18 protein-coding genes are annotated in these 16,798 nt (G+C 67.8%); 16 read left to right on the top strand and 2 right to left on the bottom strand.

The features are described from left to right. Positions 1–9: 9 nt before the first annotated feature. Positions 10–504: a hypothetical protein gene (locus tag IC535_RS13165; protein ID WP_228886494.1), complete on the bottom strand. Its 495-nt coding sequence runs from the start codon at positions 502–504 to the stop codon at positions 10–12. A gap of 449 nt (positions 505–953) precedes the next feature. Between IC535_RS13165 and mntR the strand changes: the two genes are divergently transcribed. The 5 genes from mntR (at position 954) to IC535_RS13140 (ending at position 4,825) form a co-directional block, all read left to right on the top strand. Continuing rightward, positions 954–1,409: a manganese-binding transcriptional regulator MntR gene (gene mntR, locus IC535_RS13160; protein ID WP_228886495.1), complete on the top strand. Its 456-nt coding sequence runs from the start codon at positions 954–956 to the stop codon at positions 1,407–1,409. Beyond that, positions 1,402–1,926 (top strand): tRNA adenosine(34) deaminase TadA, encoded by a 525-nt coding sequence (gene tadA, locus IC535_RS13155; protein WP_228886496.1) that lies wholly within the window; start codon positions 1,402–1,404, stop codon positions 1,924–1,926. The genes mntR and tadA overlap by 8 nt, the downstream gene beginning before the upstream one ends. Before the next feature lie 98 nt (positions 1,927–2,024). Beyond that, complete coding sequence (gene orn, locus IC535_RS13150) at positions 2,025–2,594, top strand: oligoribonuclease (protein ID WP_228886497.1); 570 nt, start codon at positions 2,025–2,027, stop codon at positions 2,592–2,594. A 108-nt stretch (positions 2,595–2,702) separates the two neighbouring features. Next, a complete protein-coding gene (locus IC535_RS13145; protein ID WP_228886498.1) occupies positions 2,703–3,572 on the top strand; it encodes an EcsC family protein in 870 nt (289 codons plus the stop codon). A gap of 131 nt (positions 3,573–3,703) precedes the next feature. Then, complete coding sequence (locus IC535_RS13140) at positions 3,704–4,825, top strand: alkene reductase (RefSeq protein ID WP_228886499.1); 1,122 nt, start codon at positions 3,704–3,706, stop codon at positions 4,823–4,825. Between the two features lie 84 nt (positions 4,826–4,909). Here IC535_RS13140 and ppsA read toward each other — a convergent pair whose 3' ends face one another. Continuing rightward, positions 4,910–7,288 (bottom strand): phosphoenolpyruvate synthase, encoded by a 2,379-nt coding sequence (ppsA, locus tag IC535_RS13135; protein WP_228886500.1) that lies wholly within the window; start codon positions 7,286–7,288, stop codon positions 4,910–4,912. Between the two features lie 143 nt (positions 7,289–7,431). On the opposite strand from ppsA, the gene ppsR reads away from it, so the two are divergent. The 11 genes from ppsR (at position 7,432) to IC535_RS13080 (ending at position 16,649) form a co-directional block, all read left to right on the top strand. Next, on the top strand, positions 7,432–8,253 hold the full coding sequence (ppsR, locus tag IC535_RS13130) for a posphoenolpyruvate synthetase regulatory kinase/phosphorylase PpsR (RefSeq protein WP_228886501.1): 822 nt from the start codon (positions 7,432–7,434) through the stop codon (positions 8,251–8,253). 192 nt (positions 8,254–8,445) lie between these two features. Then, positions 8,446–8,958: a DUF1249 domain-containing protein gene (locus IC535_RS13125; RefSeq protein ID WP_228886502.1), complete on the top strand. Its 513-nt coding sequence runs from the start codon at positions 8,446–8,448 to the stop codon at positions 8,956–8,958. Positions 8,959–9,024: 66 nt separating this feature from the next. Continuing rightward, positions 9,025–9,513 carry an NUDIX hydrolase gene (locus IC535_RS13120; protein WP_228886521.1) on the top strand — a complete coding sequence of 163 codons (489 nt, stop codon included), beginning with the start codon at positions 9,025–9,027 and terminating at the stop codon, positions 9,511–9,513. A gap of 378 nt (positions 9,514–9,891) precedes the next feature. Then, entirely contained in the window at positions 9,892–10,506 is a 615-nt protein-coding gene (locus tag IC535_RS13115) for a CDP-alcohol phosphatidyltransferase family protein (protein ID WP_228886503.1), read from the top strand. Between the two features lie 49 nt (positions 10,507–10,555). Next, positions 10,556–11,620 carry a class III poly(R)-hydroxyalkanoic acid synthase subunit PhaE gene (gene phaE, locus IC535_RS13110; protein WP_228886504.1) on the top strand — a complete coding sequence of 355 codons (1,065 nt, stop codon included), beginning with the start codon at positions 10,556–10,558 and terminating at the stop codon, positions 11,618–11,620. A gap of 2 nt (positions 11,621–11,622) precedes the next feature. After that, the gene (phaC, locus tag IC535_RS13105; protein WP_228886505.1) at positions 11,623–12,687 is read left to right on the top strand and encodes a class III poly(R)-hydroxyalkanoic acid synthase subunit PhaC; all 1,065 of its coding nucleotides are present in this window, start codon (positions 11,623–11,625) and stop codon (positions 12,685–12,687) included. Further along, the gene (locus IC535_RS13100) at positions 12,684–13,055 is read left to right on the top strand and encodes a DUF5329 domain-containing protein (protein WP_228886506.1); all 372 of its coding nucleotides are present in this window, start codon (positions 12,684–12,686) and stop codon (positions 13,053–13,055) included. Before phaC ends, IC535_RS13100 begins: the two co-directional genes overlap by 4 nt. A gap of 49 nt (positions 13,056–13,104) precedes the next feature. Next, positions 13,105–13,311, top strand: coding sequence for a PspC domain-containing protein (locus tag IC535_RS13095; protein WP_228886507.1), 207 nt, complete (start codon positions 13,105–13,107; stop codon positions 13,309–13,311). Then, positions 13,308–13,748, top strand: a complete 441-nt coding sequence (locus IC535_RS13090) for a hypothetical protein (RefSeq protein ID WP_228886508.1) — start codon at positions 13,308–13,310, stop codon at positions 13,746–13,748. The genes IC535_RS13095 and IC535_RS13090 overlap by 4 nt, the downstream gene beginning before the upstream one ends. A gap of 161 nt (positions 13,749–13,909) precedes the next feature. Further along, on the top strand, positions 13,910–14,125 hold the full coding sequence (locus IC535_RS13085; protein WP_228886509.1) for a hypothetical protein: 216 nt from the start codon (positions 13,910–13,912) through the stop codon (positions 14,123–14,125). Between the two features lie 148 nt (positions 14,126–14,273). After that, complete coding sequence (locus IC535_RS13080) at positions 14,274–16,649, top strand: Tex family protein (RefSeq protein ID WP_228886510.1); 2,376 nt, start codon at positions 14,274–14,276, stop codon at positions 16,647–16,649. Positions 16,650–16,798: the final 149 nt, after the last annotated feature.

Genomic DNA, 16,798 nt, shown 5'->3' with positions numbered 1-16,798 from the left:
ACAACCGCGTCACGGCCACTGGATGCCAACCGGGGGCGAGGTCTTCAACGTGCCACTGACCTTGCAGGGGATTCCCTTGTCCGAGTCCAGCACGGCGTCGAAAGTGAAGACCCCATCCACCAGCGTGCCGGGCACCGTGCCAAAGCAACTGATGAGCCCGGGGGCGGCCACTTCCGCATCACGGATTTCCGCCGTGTTGGGTGAGGTCGGTACCAGGGTCCATTGGCCCACGCCCTGGATGAGAGTGCAGATGAGGTCCGAGCCGACAAACTCGGACATCGGACCATCGATGGTGGCATTGCCTGCGCCATCAATGGCGCCGTAGAACGTGGACGTACACGGGCCACCGTAGGGGCCGGCTTGCAGATCCGTCGGCCCGCTGGCGATGAAGGGCGAGTTGAACGGGGTCATCGACGCGGCGTGTGCGGTGGTGGCGATCACGGCGGCCGCGCCCAGCAGCAGGCCGGCCAGCATGGAAGGCTTGAACAGTTTCCGTGGTTTCATCTGCAGTTGCTCCTCTGGCCCGGAACGCCGGGCGGCCGGTGCGGGCCGATGCCCGCGGCGATGTGCCCGAGGGCAGCACCGTGGGCGCAGGCAACGCCTCAAACACCGAACGTTCCGTGACGCAGCTCGCAGAGATGGATGTTGGGTCAAAAGTCGGGAGAAAAAGCAGAACATCCCTACAAATGCTGGGCTTTGCTGATAGAAGGGATCACTGTTTGCTCAATGAAAAATTGAGCATGGCGATGGCATTGCTGCGCCGCTTTGCCGGCGCGCGCAGCAACCGCTGTCGTTTCTGGTGCCGCTGGCCCCTGTCACATGGTGGGCAGGCCCATGGGCGTGGCGGCCGGCGGGTGCCATCGGCTGCCTTTGTCGGGCCCCTGCCGCCACTGCGTTAAACTGCGGCCCTTGCCGGGGGCGCCTTCCGCCCGCGGCGGCCCGTTGGAGTGCCGATGCCGTCTTCCCGCAAACCCCCGTCCGCGCTGATCGATGCCCAGGTGCATGTCGAGGGCTTCGTGCAGGTGCGCGAGGCGCGCCGCTCGGAGCTGGTGGAAGATTACGTGGAGCTGATCGCCGACCTGATCGCCGATGGCCGCGAGGCCCGCCAGGTGGATATCGCCACCCGGCTGGGGGTGGCGCAGCCGACGGTGGCCAAGGCGCTCAAGCGCCTGGTCAAGGAAGGCTGGGCGGTGCAGCGGCCGTATCGCGGGGTGTTTCTGACCCCGGCCGGCGAACAGCTGGCGGTGGAGATGCGCGCCCGCCACCAGACCGTGGAGCGTTTCCTGCTGGCACTGGGGGTGGATGCCGATTCGGCGCGCCGCGATGCCGAAGGCATCGAGCACCATGTCAGCCAGGCCACCCTGGCCGCGTTCGAGGCGTTCGTGCGCAAGGCCGACGGCCATGGTTGAGCGCCTGCCCGCGCCGCCGCCGCTGGGCGTGCCGGTGCACGGCCAGGACGAGCACTGGATGCGCCAGGCGCTGGCGCTGGCCGCGCGCGCCGAGCGCGAGTTCAACGAAATACCGGTGGGCGCGGTGCTGGTGGGGGCCGATGGCGAGGTGCTGGGCGAGGGCTGGAACCTCAACATCGCCGACCACGATCCCAGCGCGCATGCCGAGATCGTGGCGATGCGCCAGGCCGGGCGGGCGTTGGCCAACCACCGGCTGGTGGGCAGTACGTTGTATGTGACCCTGGAGCCGTGCGCGATGTGCGCCATGGCGATCGTGCATGCGCGCGTGGCGCGGCTGGTGTATGCGGCCAGCGACCCCAAGACCGGCGCCTGCGGCAGTGTGTTCGACCTGCTCGGCGATGCCCGCCACAATCACCGGGTGGAGATCCATGGCGGGGTGCTGGCCAAGGAAGCCAGTACGCGTCTGAGCAATTATTTCCGCGCCAAGCGCGGCAAGCCGCCGCTGCTGCTGGAATAGCCGCCGGCGCGACGGGACGACGACGCGATGACGGTATCATGGCGGCCATTCCACACACGGCCGGCGCTGCGGCGGCGGCCCTTGCACAAGGCGTAGACATGGCCGACAACGGCGCGGAAGGCGAACGACTGATCTGGATCGACCTGGAAATGACCGGTCTGGATACCGACAACGATGCCATCATCGAGATCGCCACGGTGGTCACCGATGCGCAGTTGAACGTGCTGGCCGAAGGCCCGGAGATCGCCATCGGCCATCCGCTGGCGCGGCTGGAGGCGATGGACGAGTGGAACCGCAACCAGCACCGTCGTTCCGGGCTGTGGCAGCGGGTGGTGGAGAGCACGGTGACCACCGGCCAGGCCGAGGCGCAGACGGTGGCCTTCCTGGCGCAGTGGATCAAGGCCGGCGCCTCGCCGATGTGCGGCAATTCGATCTGCCAGGACCGGCGCTTCCTGCACCGCGAGATGCCGCGGCTGGAGAAGTACTTCCACTACCGCAACCTGGACGTATCCACGGTCAAGGAACTGGCCAAGCGCTGGGCCCCGGCCGTGGCCGCCGGGGTGGGCAAGACCGCCAGCCATACCGCGCTGAGCGATGTGCACGATTCGATCGCCGAGCTGCGCCATTACCGCCGGTTCATGGGTGCGCTGTCGGGCCTGCCGGCCTGATACGGGGGTGCCGGGGCGCCGCCCACGGTGGTGGCCTGCCGGGAAGGGAGGGTGCCGGGCGAAGCCGCACGCACATGGTGTTCAAGCAACCGGCGCTATGATCGGCCGATGAACGCCATCTCCCGCAGCACGCCTCCTCCGCTGGACACCGAACTGCTGCCCGCCTCGCCGGACTGGGCCGACCTGCAGCGCGCCGTGGCGCTGCTGGAGGCGCCGACGTTGACCGCCAAGATGGCCAACCTGATCGGCTCGCCGCTGGAGTTTGCGGTGAAGAAGCTGCCGCAGTCGGTCTCCCGACGGATCCACGGCGCGGTCGAAGCGGCGCTGTTCAAATCGGCCCAGGCCGCGCTGTGGAGCATGGACAACACGCCGGGCAAGGCCGCCTCCACGCGCTGGCACAAACTGGCCGCGGCCACCTCCGGCGCGGTCGGCGGGGCGTTCGGGTTCACCGCGCTGTTCATCGAGTTGCCGCTGTCGACCACGATCATGATGCGCGCGGTGGCCGATGTGGCGCGCAGCGAGGGCTTCGACCTGAGCCAGATGGCCACCCGCCATGCCTGCCTGGAAGTGTTCGCGCTGGGCGGCAATTCCGGGCAGGACGATGCCAGCGAGACCGGCTACTACATCACCCGCGGTTTCACCGCCGAGGTGATGCGCCACCTGTCGGCCGAGCTGGCCGGGCGCGCGGCCGGCGGCGGCGGGGTGATGATCGGGTTGACCCCGAAGGAGGCCGGCAAGTGGCTGGCCAAGATCGTGGAGAAGGTGGCCGCGCGCTTTGGCGTGGTGGTTACCGAGAAGTTCGCCGCGCAGGCGGTGCCGATCATCGGCGCGGTTACCGGGGCCACGCTCAATACGATGTTCACCGATTACTACCAGGACATGGCGCGCGGGCATTTCATCGTGCGCCGGCTGGAGCGTCGCTACGGCTATGAAACGGTGCGTGCCGCCTACCAGCAGCTGGCCGGCGAGGGCCGCTGAGGCAGGGGCCGGGCGCCATCGTTGCGCCCACGGCACAACTGTTTTGCCTGGCGGCCCCTGTTGGACGCGGCCAGGCGTCTCCATCCTTGCCGGTGTCCCCGCTGCTGCGGGCTTCCCGTTGAAGGATGGTCATGCTTTTCTCCCCCTACCGCATGGGCGCGCTGACGCTGCCCAACCGTATCGTGATGCCGCCGATGACCCGCTCGCGCGCGGCCGATGGCAATGTGGCCACGCCGCTGATGGCTCGGTACTACGCCGAGCGTGCCTCGGCCGGCCTGATCGTCAGTGAAGGCACCCAGATCAGCCAGCAGGGCCAGGGCTATGCCTGGACACCGGGCATCCACGATGCGGCGCAGGTGGCCGGCTGGCTTGGGGTGACCGACGCGGTGCACGCCGCCGGCGGTCGCATCGTGGCCCAGCTGTGGCACGTGGGCCGGGTGTCGCATACCGCGCTGCAGCCCGGTGGCGGCGCGCCGGTGTCGTCCTCGGCGCTGCAGGCGCAGGGCGTCAAGGTATTCGTCGACCCGCAGGGCAGGGGCCCGCTGGGCGGGGTGGGCGAAATGGTGCAGCATTCGCTGCCGCGAGCGCTGGCGATCGAGGAAATTCCCGGCATCGTGCGCGATTACGCGCAGGCCGCGCGCAATGCGCTGCAGGCCGGCTTCGATGGGATCGAGCTGCATGGCGCCAATGGCTACCTGATCAACCAATTCATCGATTCGCAGGCCAACCAGCGCACCGATGGCTACGGTGGTTCGCTGCAGAACCGGCTGCGTTTCCTGCGTGAAGTTGTGGAAGCGGTGGCGGCCGAGATCGGCGCCGACCGGGTCGGGGTGCGGCTGGCGCCGCTGACCACGCTGCAGGGCGCAGTGGATGACACCCCGCAGGCGACCTATCTGGCCGCAGCGCACCTGCTGGATGGACTGGGCGTGGGCTACCTGCACATCGCCGAGGCCGACTGGGAAGACGCACCGGTGATGCCGGTGGCGTTCAAGGAGGCCTTGCGCATGCTCTACCGCGGTACCTTGATCTACGCCGGCAAGTACACCGTGGAGCGCGCCGAGGAGGCCCTGGCCAAGGGCTGGGCCGACCTGATCGCCTTCGGCCGGCCGTTCATCGCCAACCCGGACCTGCCGCAGCGGTTGCGCCAGGGGTTGGCCTTGAACGCGCCGGACAAGGCGACGTTCTTCGGTGGCGGGGCCGAGGGGTTCACCGATTACCCGGTGGCCGAGGCTGCCCAAACCACCGACGCCTGAGCGGTAGTGCCACGCCATGCGTGGCAGCCAAAAACAAAACCCCGCCTGCGCGGGGTTTTGTTCTTCATTGCAATGCCGGAAGGATCAGCCCTTGGCTTTGAGCTTGGCCAGGCGCAGCCAGGTATCGACCACGGTGTCCGGGTTCAGCGACACCGATTCGATGCCTTCCTGCATCAGCCATTCGGCCAGGTCCGGATGATCGGACGGGCCCTGGCCGCAGATGCCCACGTACTTGCCCTTGGCGCGCGCAGACTTGATCGCCATCGACAGCAGCTTCTTCACCGCCGGGTTCCGCTCGTCGAACAGGTGCGCCACGATCGACGAATCGCGGTCCAGGCCCAGGGTCAGCTGGGTCAGGTCGTTGGAGCCGATCGAGAAGCCGTCGAAGATCTCCAGGAACTCATCGGCGAGCAGGGCGTTGGACGGCACTTCGCACATCATGATGATCTTCAGGCCGTTCTCGCCCTGCTTGAGGCCATTCTGCTCGAGCACCTCGACCACCTTGCGGCCTTCTTCCAGGGTGCGCACGAACGGAATCATCACCCACAGGTTGTCCAGGCCCATCTCGTTGCGCACGCGCAGCACGGCCTTGCATTCCAGCGCGAAGGCGGCCGAGAAGCTCGGGTCGACGTAGCGGCTGGCGCCGCGGAAGCCGATCATCGGGTTCTCTTCGTGCGGCTCGTAGTTGCTGCCGCCGATCAGGTTGGCGTACTCGTTGGACTTGAAGTCCGACAGGCGCACGATCACCGGGTTCGGTGCGACCGACGCGGTCAGGGTGGCGATGCCTTCGGCCAGGCGGCCGACATAGAAGCTGACCGGATCGGCGTAACCGGCGATCTTCTCGTCGATCTTCTTCTTGGTGGCCGCGTCCTGGCGGTCGTATTCCAGCAGCGCGTTGGGATGGATGCCGATGTGGCTGGCGATGATCATCTCCAGGCGGGCCAGGCCGATGCCGGCGTTGGGCAGCTGGCCGAAGTCGAAGGCACGTTCCGGGTTGGCCACGTTCATCATGATCTTCAGCGGCGCCGGCGGCATGTTGCCCAGGTCGGTGGTGGTGCGCTCGAACTCCAGGATGCCGTCGTAGATGAAGCCGGTGTCGCCCTCGGCGCAGCTGACGGTTACCTGCTGGCCGTCCTGGATGAGCTGGGTGGCGTTGCCCGAGCCGACCACGGCCGGCACGCCCAGCTCACGGGCGATGATCGCCGCGTGGCAGGTGCGGCCGCCGCGGTTGGTGACGATCGCCGAGGCGCGCTTCATCACCGGCTCCCAATCGGGGTCGGTCATGTCGGCGATCAGCACATCGCCGGGCTGCACGCGGGCCATGTCGTCCAGCGACTTGACCACTCGCGCGGTGCCCGCGCCGATCTTGGCGCCGACGGCGCGGCCTTCGGCCAGCACCTTGCCGTCCTTCTGGTTCAGCGCGAAACGTTCGATCTGGGTGGCGTGGCCACGCGACTTCACCGTTTCCGGGCGCGCCTGGACGATGAACAGCTTGCCGCTGACCCCGTCCTTGGCCCACTCGATGTCCATCGGGCGGCCGTAATGCTCTTCGATGACCAGCGCCTGCTTGGACAGTTCCTGTACGTCCTCGTCGCTGATGGAGAACACGTTGCGCAGCTCGGCCGGGGTGTCTTCCACCCGCACGCGCTCGCCGGGCACGTCCGAATACACCATGCGCAGCGCCTTGCTGCCCAGCGAACGGCGCAGGATCGCCGGCTTGCCGGCACGCAGGGTGGGCTTGTAGACGTAGAACTCGTCGGGGTTGACCGCGCCCTGCACGACCATTTCGCCCAGGCCGATGCTGGAGGTGACGAACACCACATCGCGGAAACCGGACTCGGTGTCCAGGGTGAACAGTACGCCGGAGGCGCCCACGCCCGAGCGCACCATCAGCTGCACGCCGGCCGACAGGAACACGTCCTCGTGCTTGAAGCCGTGGTGGACGCGGTAGGCGATGGCGCGGTCGTTGTACAGCGAGGCGAACACTTCCTTGACCTTGTGCACGACATCGTCGGCACCGGTGACGTTGAGGAAGGTTTCCTGCTGGCCGGCGAAGGAGGCATCGGGCAGGTCCTCGGCGGTGGCCGAGGAGCGCACGGCCACGGCGATGTCGCCGCCGCCGTTCTCCTCGCAGAGCCTGGCGTAGGCGCTGCGGATGTCCTGGTCCAGCTGTGGCTGCAGCGGGGCATCGATCACCCAGCCGCGGATTTCCTTGCCGGCCAGGGTCAGCGCGGCGACATCTTCCACGTCCAGCGTGGCCAGCTTGTCGAAGATGCGCTTGGACAGGTCGTTGTGCGCAATGAAGTCCTTGAAGGCCTCAGAAGTGGTTGCATAACCGCCGGGGACAGATACCCCCAGGCCGGCCAGGTTGCCGATCATTTCGCCCAGCGACGAATTCTTGCCGCCTACGCGGGCCAGATCGGCCAGGCGCAGTTCGTGCAACCACAGGATGTTCTCGTTCAAGCGCGATGCTCCGTTTGGCCATCGCCCGAGGCGGGCTGTATGGCCACGTCCGTAGGAAGAAGCCGATATGATGCCGGGCACACTGCCATCGGCACAAGCTTGTATCGACGGCCCTTTTAAGCTGCGTAGGGGGTAAAAGCCGTATGTCGACGATCCGTCCAGTGTTCTACGTGTCCGATGGAACCGGTATCACCGCTGAAACCATTGGGCATAGCCTGCTGACCCAGTTCTCCGGGTTCAGCTTCATTACCGACCGGATGTCGTTCATCGACGACCCGGAAAAGGCCCGTGAAGCCTGTGAACGGATCCGCGCGGCCGGGGAACGCTACCAGGTGCGCCCGATCGTGGTCAGTTCCTGCGTGGACAGCGGGCTGAGCGTGATCCTGGCCGAGAGCGGCGGGCTGATGCTGGACGTGTTCGCCCCCTTCATCGAGCCGCTGGAGCGCGAGCTGGAGGTCAACCGGCACTCCCGGGTGGGCCAGGCGCACGGCATGGTCGACTTCGAGACCTACCATAGGCGGATCAACGCGATGAACTTCGCGCTGACCCACGACGACGGCATCGCGATCAACTACGACGACGCCGATGTGATCCTGGTGGCGGTGTCGCGGGCCGGCAAGACCCCCACCTGCATCTACCTGGCCCTGCATTACGGGGTGCGCGCGGCCAATTACCCGCTGACCGACGAGGACTTGGAGCAGGACCGCCTGCCGCCCCGGCTGCGTCCCTACCGCAAGAAGCTGTTCGGGCTGACCATCGACCCGGACCGGCTGCAGCAGATCCGCCAGGAGCGCCGGCCGAATTCGCGCTATGCCAACCTGGAGACCTGCAAGCGCGAAGTGGCCGCGGCCGAGACCATGTTCCGGATGGAGCGCATCCCGACCCTGAGCACCACCCATACCTCCATCGAGGAGATTTCCAGCAAGGTGCTGACCACGCTGGGGCTGCAGCGCGAATTGTATTGACCTGCGCGCCACGACCAACGGTCGTGGCCTACCGGGGTAGGTATCGACCGTTGGTCGATACGTGAGCGCCACGACCAATGGTCGTGGCCGATGGGTGGGTATCGACCGTTGGTCGATACAGGCGATGCGCCGGCCCCGTTGTCCGGAGCCCGGCCGCCCCCACGTTGGAGGATCAACGTGTAGGATCGAACCATGTCCCCGGCCACCCCCCGCATCGAACGCATCCCCCGGCTAAGCCGCCTGAGCTGGCTGATGGGGCTGTACGCGGAAAACTACCAGCACCTGGTGCGCCTGTTCGCGCCGGCCGAACTGGTGCCCGGCAGCTATGTGTCCTCGATCGGCGACGGGCTGGACGTGCGCCTGGACGTGCTGCACTGCCACCGCTACACGGTGGAGCTGCGCCTGACCTACGACTTCGCCGACCCGGTCACCGGGCAGCCGGACCCGTCGGCGTACGTGCGGCTGTACCGCGACGCGCGCCAGGCCGAGACCACCCACTGCTATGTGGGCCGGCGCTGGCAGGACGTGGTGGGCATGTACCCGCCGCCGGCCGAGCTGATCAGCCACCGCATGCGGATGAACACCTTCCTGGGCAAATGGCTGGAATACCTGGCCGAGGGTGGCCATGGGGTGGCCACCCTGCGCCGCGATGGCGATGCGCTGCCGGCCCCGGCAGACAACCGCCGCACCAGCGTGGCCAGCTGACCCGGAGCGGATCGGCGCAGCGCGATCGCGCATAATCGCGGTTTGAGTCCCGTGAGCCTGTGCGTCATGCCCTATACCCCGATCGTGGCCACCCTTGGCTATGTGCTGTCGCCGGACGGCAAGCAAGCATTGATGATCCACCGCAACGCGCGGCCCGGTGACCACCACCTGGGCAAGTACAACGGGCTGGGCGGCAAGGTCGAGCGCGACGAGGACGTGGCCGCCGGCATGCGCCGGGAAATCCGCGAGGAGGCCGGGATCGAGTGCGGCACCATGCGCATGCGCGGCACCATCAGCTGGCCGGGCTTTGGCAAGCACGGCGAGGACTGGTTCGGTTTCGTGTTCGTGATCGACAGCTACACCGGCACCCCGCTGGGCGCCAACCCGGAAGGCACCCTGGAGTGGGTGGACGTGGACAAGCTGGAGGCGCTGCCGTTGTGGGAGGGCGACCGACAGTTCCTGCCGCTGGTGTTCGACCAGGACCCGCGCCCGTTCCACGGGGTGATGCCTTACTGCGACGGGGCGATGCAGTCGTGGAGCTTTACCCGGCTGTGAGGGCCGGTCCGACCATGGGTCGGACCTACCGATGGACATCCGACCACGGCCGGATGGGCCGGTCGTCGGGGCGGGCAGGGCCGCACCGTCGGCATCGGGCCGGGTCGTGCCGGCCATTCCCCATCCAGGGTGATCAATAAATAACCAGCGTCGCGGCGGGTGAGACCAAGTTGTCCACAGGGGGTGTGGATGACTGGTGCGCAAGTTTGTGGATAAGCGCCGGCAGCCCCCGCCGGTCCTCGCTGTCAAGATGGGTGGCCAAAAAATGACCGCCGGTGGCGGCGGCGTGAAGGGCGCGACAAGGCCGGTGGCCGCCCGCTCTGTCGCGGTTGCGGCCGCTCGCGGTACTCTCTTGGCATTGCCGTCAACAGACCTTCCATGAAACGTCACTTCTCGATGCTGCGCGAGTTCCACCTGGCGGACTGGTTCACCCTGGCCAACGCCTTCTGCGGCACCGGCGCGGTATTTGCCGCGATGCGCTTCCTGCAGGACGGGCAGCGCAGCTACCTGCTGTTCGGGATGGCGCTGATCCCGCTGGCCTTCATTTTCGATGCGCTGGACGGGCGCATCGCGCGCTGGCGCAAATCCAGTTCCACCCTGGGCCGCGAGCTGGATTCGCTGTCGGACGTCATTTCCTTCGGGGTCGCGCCGGCCGCGCTGGCCTATGCCTGCGGCATGCAGGGCGGCTGGGATTGGCTGGTGCTCAGCTACTTCGTGTGCTGCGGGGTGAGCCGGCTGGCCCGCTACAACGTCACTGCCGAGGCGCTGGCTGGTGAAGGCGACAAAGTGCCGTATTTCGAAGGCACGCCGATCCCGACCAGCCTGGCGCTGGTGGTGGTGCTGGCGGTAGCGGCCAGCATGGGCGCGATCGGACACGACCTGTGGCTGGGCGGCTGGCAGCTGGGCCCGTGGCAGCTGCATCCGATGGTGCTGCTGTTCGCGCTGTCCGGTTCGCTGATGATCAGCAAGACCCTGCGCATTCCCAAGCCATGAACCGCACCGTGACCGATCCTATCCCGTCCTGCGCTGCAGGTGCCTGCCGATGAGCACGGCCGGCAAGGGCGGCAACGCCGGTGATATCGAGGCCCTGGCGCGGCAGTATTTCGGCGCCTGGGGCGATGCCCTGCGCCATGCCGCCGTACCGCCCGGGTCGCCCGGGTCGCCGCCTGGCGGCGACGGGCAGGGCGGTTGGCAGCAGGCGATCGACTGGTGGGCCCGGCACATGCCCACCGCGGCCAGCGGCGCGGCCGATGACGCGGTGCACCGCTTTCGCGAACAGGCCGGTGGCTGGTACGGCACCATGCAGCAGGTGGCCGCGCAGTTCGCCGGCCGCGACGCCAGCAGCGCCGAGGTGGCCCAGGCCTGGAAGCAGGCGGTGCAGGGCCAGGGCGAGGGGCTGCTGCAGTGGATGCTGCAGGGCGCGCGCGGGCAGACCGCTGCCGGGGGGCCGGACCTGCTGATGCTGCTCGAGCGCCTGCAGCACGACCTGGGCCCGTGGCTGCAGAGCCCGGCGTTCGGCCCCGGCCGTGAGCACCAGGCACGCTGGCAGGCGCTGCTGCGTGCACAGCAGGAATACCAGACCCACTCGCGCGACTATGTCGAGCAGATCAAACAGGCGCTGGACGATGCGTTCGCCCTGTTCGAGCAGCGCCTGGCCGAACACGAACAGCCCGGCAGCCAGCTGACCAGTGCGCGGGCGATGTTCGACCTGTGGATCGAGGTGGCCGAGGAGGCCTACGCCAAGGTGGCCCTGTCCGAGCCGTTCCAGCGGGTGTATGCCGCGCTGGGCAACGCGCAGATGCGCCTGCGCGGGGCGACCCAGCAGGAAATCGAGCGGGTCTGCGAGGCGATCGGCCTGCCCACCCGCACCGAGATGGACGCCGCGCACCGGCGCATCACCGACCTGGAGCGGCTGGTGCGACGCATGGCCGAAGCCGGCGCGCCGGCGCCGGCGGGGCCGACGCAAACACCGACATCCAAGCCGAAGCCTAAGCCTAAGCCCGCAGCGAAAGCCACGCCCAAGCCGGCCAAGGCGTCCAAACCCAGGCGCGCCGCCACGCCCACGCCCGCCACGGCAGCGGCCACGCCGCGCAAGCGCAGGCCATGACCATGAAAGGGCCGCTGGGCTTCAATGCCGACGATCTGCTGCAGGAAACCCTGGCCATGCAGCGCAAGCTGCTGGACGGACTGAAGCTGCTGCCGTCGGTGGACGATGTCGATTATGGGGTGACCGCGCGCGAAGAGATCTGGCGCGACGGCAAGGTCGCCCTGTACCGCTTCGTCGGCGCGGCCGCACCGGTGCACTCCACTCCGCTGCTGATCGTCTATGCGCTGGTGAACCGCCCGTACATGGTCGACCTGCAGGCCGACCGCTCGCTGGTGCAGCGCCTGCTGGCCCTGGGCCATGACGTCTACGTGCTGGACTGGGGCTACCCGGACCGCTCCGAGCGGTACCAGACGCTGGAGGACTACCTGCTGCGCTTCCTGGACGGGGCGGTGGACCAGCTGCGCGTGCGCAGCGGCGGCCCGGTCAACCTGCTCGGCATCTGCCAGGGCGGGGTGTTCGCGCTGTGCTATGCCGCGCTGCGCCAGCACAAGCTGGCCAACCTGGTCACCATGGTCACCCCGGTGGATTTCCACACCCCCGACAACATGCTCTCGCACTGGGCGCGGCAGGTGGACGTGGACCTGCTGGTGGACACGCTGGGCAACATCCCGGCCGACCTGATGAACGCCAGTTACCTGATGCTCAAGCCATTCCGGCTCAACGTGCAGAAGTACGTGGGCCTGCTGGACATCCTCGATGACAAGGCCGCGCTGGAGGATTTCCTGCGCATGGAAAAATGGATCTTCGACTCGCCCGATCTGGCCGGCGAAGCCTTCGGCGACTTCATCAAGCAGTTCTACCAGGGCAACGGGCTGATGCACGAGGGCGTGCGCATCGGCGAGCATCGTGTCGACCTGCGCCAGGTGACCTTGCCGGTGCTGAACATCTACGCCGAGCAGGACCACCTGGTGCCGCCGGATGCGTCACGCGCGCTGCGTGGCCGGATCGGCAGCACCGACTACACCGAGAGCAGTTTCCGCGGTGGGCATATCGGCATCTATGTGTCCGGCCGCGCCCAGCGCGAGGTACCCGGTACCATTACCGATTGGCTGAAGGAACGCACATGATCACTCCCCGAATGATGGCCGTACTGGGTGCGGGCCTGGTCGCGCTGGGCAGCGCCCACGCCGCCCCCACCGAGGCGGCAAAGCGCGAGATCGCCGGGCTGATCGGCGCGCTGGATGGTTCCAGCTGCCGTTTCCAGCGCAATGGTAGCTGGCACGACGCCGCCGAGGCGCGCGCGCACCTGCAGCGCAAGTACGACTACCTGCTCAAGAAGGACAAGGTGGACACCGCCGAGCAGTTCATCGAGCGCGCCGCCAGCCAGAGCAGCATGAGCGGCAAGCCCTACCGCATCGCCTGCCCGGGCCAGCCCGAACAGACCGCCTCGGTATGGTTCACCGCGCGCCTGAAGGCACTGCGCCGCAGCCCCTGAACGGCGGTAGCATGAGCTGCCTGGCCACCTGCCACTGGAGACCGCTGCCATGAACGCTGCTGCCCCGCGTACGCTGTCGCGTTCGCTCAACGACCGCATGATTGCCGGGGTGATGGGCGGCATCGCGCATCGCTTTGGCTGGAGCTCGACCCTGGTGCGGGTGCTGTTCGTGCTGGTGTCGATCGTGTCGGCGGCCTTCCCGGGGATGCTGGTGTACCTGATCCTGTGGCTGCTGATCCCCAACGAGGCCGATTGAGCCTGCCGCCGCCGGCACTGCGCCTGCTGCAGGCGCTGGGCGCGGTATGGACCGTGCCCAATACCCTGATCGGGCTGCTCGGTGGCCTGGCGGGGATGCTGGCTGGCGCGCGTCCGTCATGGAACCGCCGCGACCTGGCCCTGGTGTTCCGCGACTGGCCGTGGGGCCCGGGCGGGGCGATCACGCTGGGCAATGTGATCCTGCACACCGGGCCGACCCTGGATGTACCGTGCCGCACTTACGCGCACCAGGCCGGGCACTGCAACGAGCCGGTGATCGGCCTGCACGACCACGAACGCGCGCATGTGTACCAGTACCTGGTGCTGGGGCCGCTGTATCTGCCGGTCTACCTGTTGTGCGGCGGAGTGAGCGCGCGCAACCCGTTCGAACGGGCAGCCGATGTCTATGCGATGACCGGGCGCGGCTGGTGGCCGTGAAGTTATTGCGGCGTTAAATCGGTGTAAATAAAACGTCGTGCAATGCGACGTCATCTGCATGCAAACAATGGTTATTAGCCTCCATGGCCAATCAGTCAGCTTCGGCGCGGTAAGCTGCACGCTGTTGTACATGCACGATGCTTTTTGGAGGAACACATCACATGGCAATCGTTCTTTATGTCGGTGGTAGCAAGGATGGCGACAAGGGCCTGGTGCCCCATGGTTTCAGCAAGTCGCGGGCCGATACCGAAAGTGGCCCGGAAATCTATACCGAGCGGTTCATGGAACTGCAGGGGATCGGCAAGGTGCGGGTGATGGCGCTGGAATCCATGCGCGATGAGGCCGTTCACCAGCGCGCCGCGCAGCATTACCGCTGAGGCGGTGAACCGGTCATGCCGGCCGGCCGCCGGTATGACCGTAGTACGGGGCCTGCGACAGGTTCGGCGCGCGCTGTCAACGCCTTCCCCCCGCCGCCCTGCGTTGCCACAATCGGTGCTTTCCGCATAGTGGCTTCGGCCGGAAGCAATGCCAGACATCAAGCTCGCCCAGCAGATCGCCCAGACCATCGCCGATGAAATCGGCGCCCAGCCCGCCCAGGCGCGTGCCGCCATCGCCCTGTTGGACGAAGGCGCCAGCGTCCCGTTCATCGCCCGCTACCGCAAGGAAGTCACCGGCGGCCTGGACGATATCCAGCTGCGCAACCTGGAAACGCGCCTGACCTACCTGCGCGAACTGGAAGACCGCCGTGCCGCGGTGCTGTCCAGCATCGACGAACAGGGCAAGCTCAGCGACGAACTGCGCAACGAGATCCTCGCGGCCGACACCAAGTCGCGCCTGGAAGACCTGTACCTGCCGTACAAGCCCAAGCGCCGCACCCGCGCGCAGATCGCGCGCGAAGCCGGGCTGGAGCCGCTGGCCGATGGCCTGCTGGCCGATCCCGGGCTGGACCCGCAGGTGCATGCCGCCGGCTTTGTCGATACCGACAAGGGCGTGGCCGACGTCAAGGCCGCGCTGGAAGGCGCCCGCGCGATTCTGATGGAGCGCTGGGGCGAAGATGCCGCGCTGGTGGGCGAACTGCGCACCTGGCTGGGCGAGGTCGGGGTGATCCGCGCCCGCGTGGCCGAAGGCAAGGAAGAACAGGGCGCCAAGTACCGCGATTACTTCGAACACGCCGAAGCGCTGGCGAAGATTCCCTCGCACCGGCTGCTGGCGCTGTTCCGCGCGCGCCGCGAGGAAATCCTGTTCCTGGAACTGGACCCGGGCAACGAGGCCGAAGCCGGCCACCAGTACGCCGAAGGCCGGGTCGCCTACAAAGCCGGCATCGGCGATGGCGGGCGCCCCGGCGACCGCTGGCTGCTGGACGCCTGCCGGATGACCTGGCGCGCCAAGCTGCACATGCACCTGCTGCTGGACCTGTTCAACCAGGCCCGCGAGAAGGCCGAGGCCGAGGCGATCGCGGTGTTCGGCGACAACCTCAAGGACCTGCTGCTGGCCGCACCGGCCGGCCCCAAGACCGTGCTCGGGCTGGACCCGGGCATCCGCACCGGCTGCAAGATCGCCGTGGTCGATGCCACCGGCAAGCTGGTGGCCACCGACACCATTTACCCGCACGAACCGCGCCGGCAGTGGGACCAGTCGCTGCACACGATCAAGCAGCTGTGCCAGAAGCACAACGTGGAACTGATCGCGATCGGCAACGGCACCGCCAGCCGCGAGACCGACAAGCTGGCCGGCGAGGTGATCAAGGCGCTGGGCGAGACCCGGCTGCAGAAGATCGTGGTCAGCGAGGCCGGCGCGTCGGTGTATTCGGCATCCGAGTTCGCCTCCCGGGAGTTCCCCGACCTGGATGTGTCCATCCGTGGCGCGGTGTCCATCGCTCGGCGCCTGCAGGATCCGCTGGCCGAACTGGTCAAGATCGACCCCAAGGCGATCGGCGTGGGCCAGTACCAGCACGATGTGGACCAGTACCGGCTGGCACGCGCGTTGGACGCGCGGGTGGAAGACTGCGTCAACGCGGTCGGCGTGGAGGTCAATACCGCCTCGGCCGCGCTGCTGTCGCGGGTGTCGGGCCTGTCGTCGACGGTGGCCGAGAACATCGTGCGGCATCGCGACGACAACGGCCCGTTCAAGCGTCGCAAGGATCTGCTCAAGGTGCCGCGGCTGGGCGACAAGACCTTCGAGCAGTGCGCCGGCTTCCTGCGCATCGCCGATGGCGAGCAGCCGCTGGATGCTTCCTCGGTGCACCCGGAAGCCTACCCGGTGGTCGAGCGCATCGTGGCCGCCACCGCGCGCCCGATCAAGGCGCTGATCGGCGACGGCAGCTTCCTGCGCGGGCTGAAGGCCGAGCAGTTCACCGACGCCACCTTCGGTGTGCCGACCGTGCGCGACATCCTCAGGGAACTGGAAAAGCCCGGCCGCGATCCGCGCCCGGAGTTCAAGGCGGCGCGCTTTGCCGAAGGGGTGGAAGAACTCAAGGACCTGCAGCCGGGGATGATCCTGGAAGGGGTGGTCAGCAACGTGGCCGCGTTCGGGGCGTTCGTGGATATCGGCGTGCACCAGGACGGCCTGATCCACATCTCGGCGCTGTCGGACACCTACGTCAAGGATCCCCGCGATGTGGTCAAGGCCGGCGACATCGTCAAGGTCAAGGTGCTGGAGGTGGACGTGGCGCGCAAGCGCATCGCGCTGACCCGGCGCCTGGACGACAGCCCGGCCCCGGCCCAGGTGCCCGGCGAGCGCCAGGCGCGCCCGGCCGGCGGCGGCCGTCGCGAGGGCGGCGGTGGCGGTGGTCAGCGCAATGGCGGCCGTGGCGCCCCGTCCGGGCCGCGCCCGGGCAATGCCGCGCCCCCGGCCAACAACGCCCTGGCCGACGCCTTCGCCCGCGCCAAGCGCGGCGGCTGAACCGCCGTTGTCGTACCCGCTGCAGGCCGCCCCCGGGCGGCCTGTAGCCGTTCTGCCCCCTGAATGCGGCAGACGGCACTTCTGGTTTGCCCCGGCTTTGATCACACTGCTCTTTCATTGCCTCCAGGCAGGGCAGCGGCGGGGAGCCC

This window comes from Stenotrophomonas rhizophila (assembly GCF_020857975.1).
GTDB classification, from domain to species: Bacteria; Pseudomonadota; Gammaproteobacteria; order Xanthomonadales; family Xanthomonadaceae; genus Stenotrophomonas; species Stenotrophomonas rhizophila_C.
Note: the sequence above shows the minus strand (reverse complement) of the source record. Positions and strands in the feature narration are given on the sequence as shown.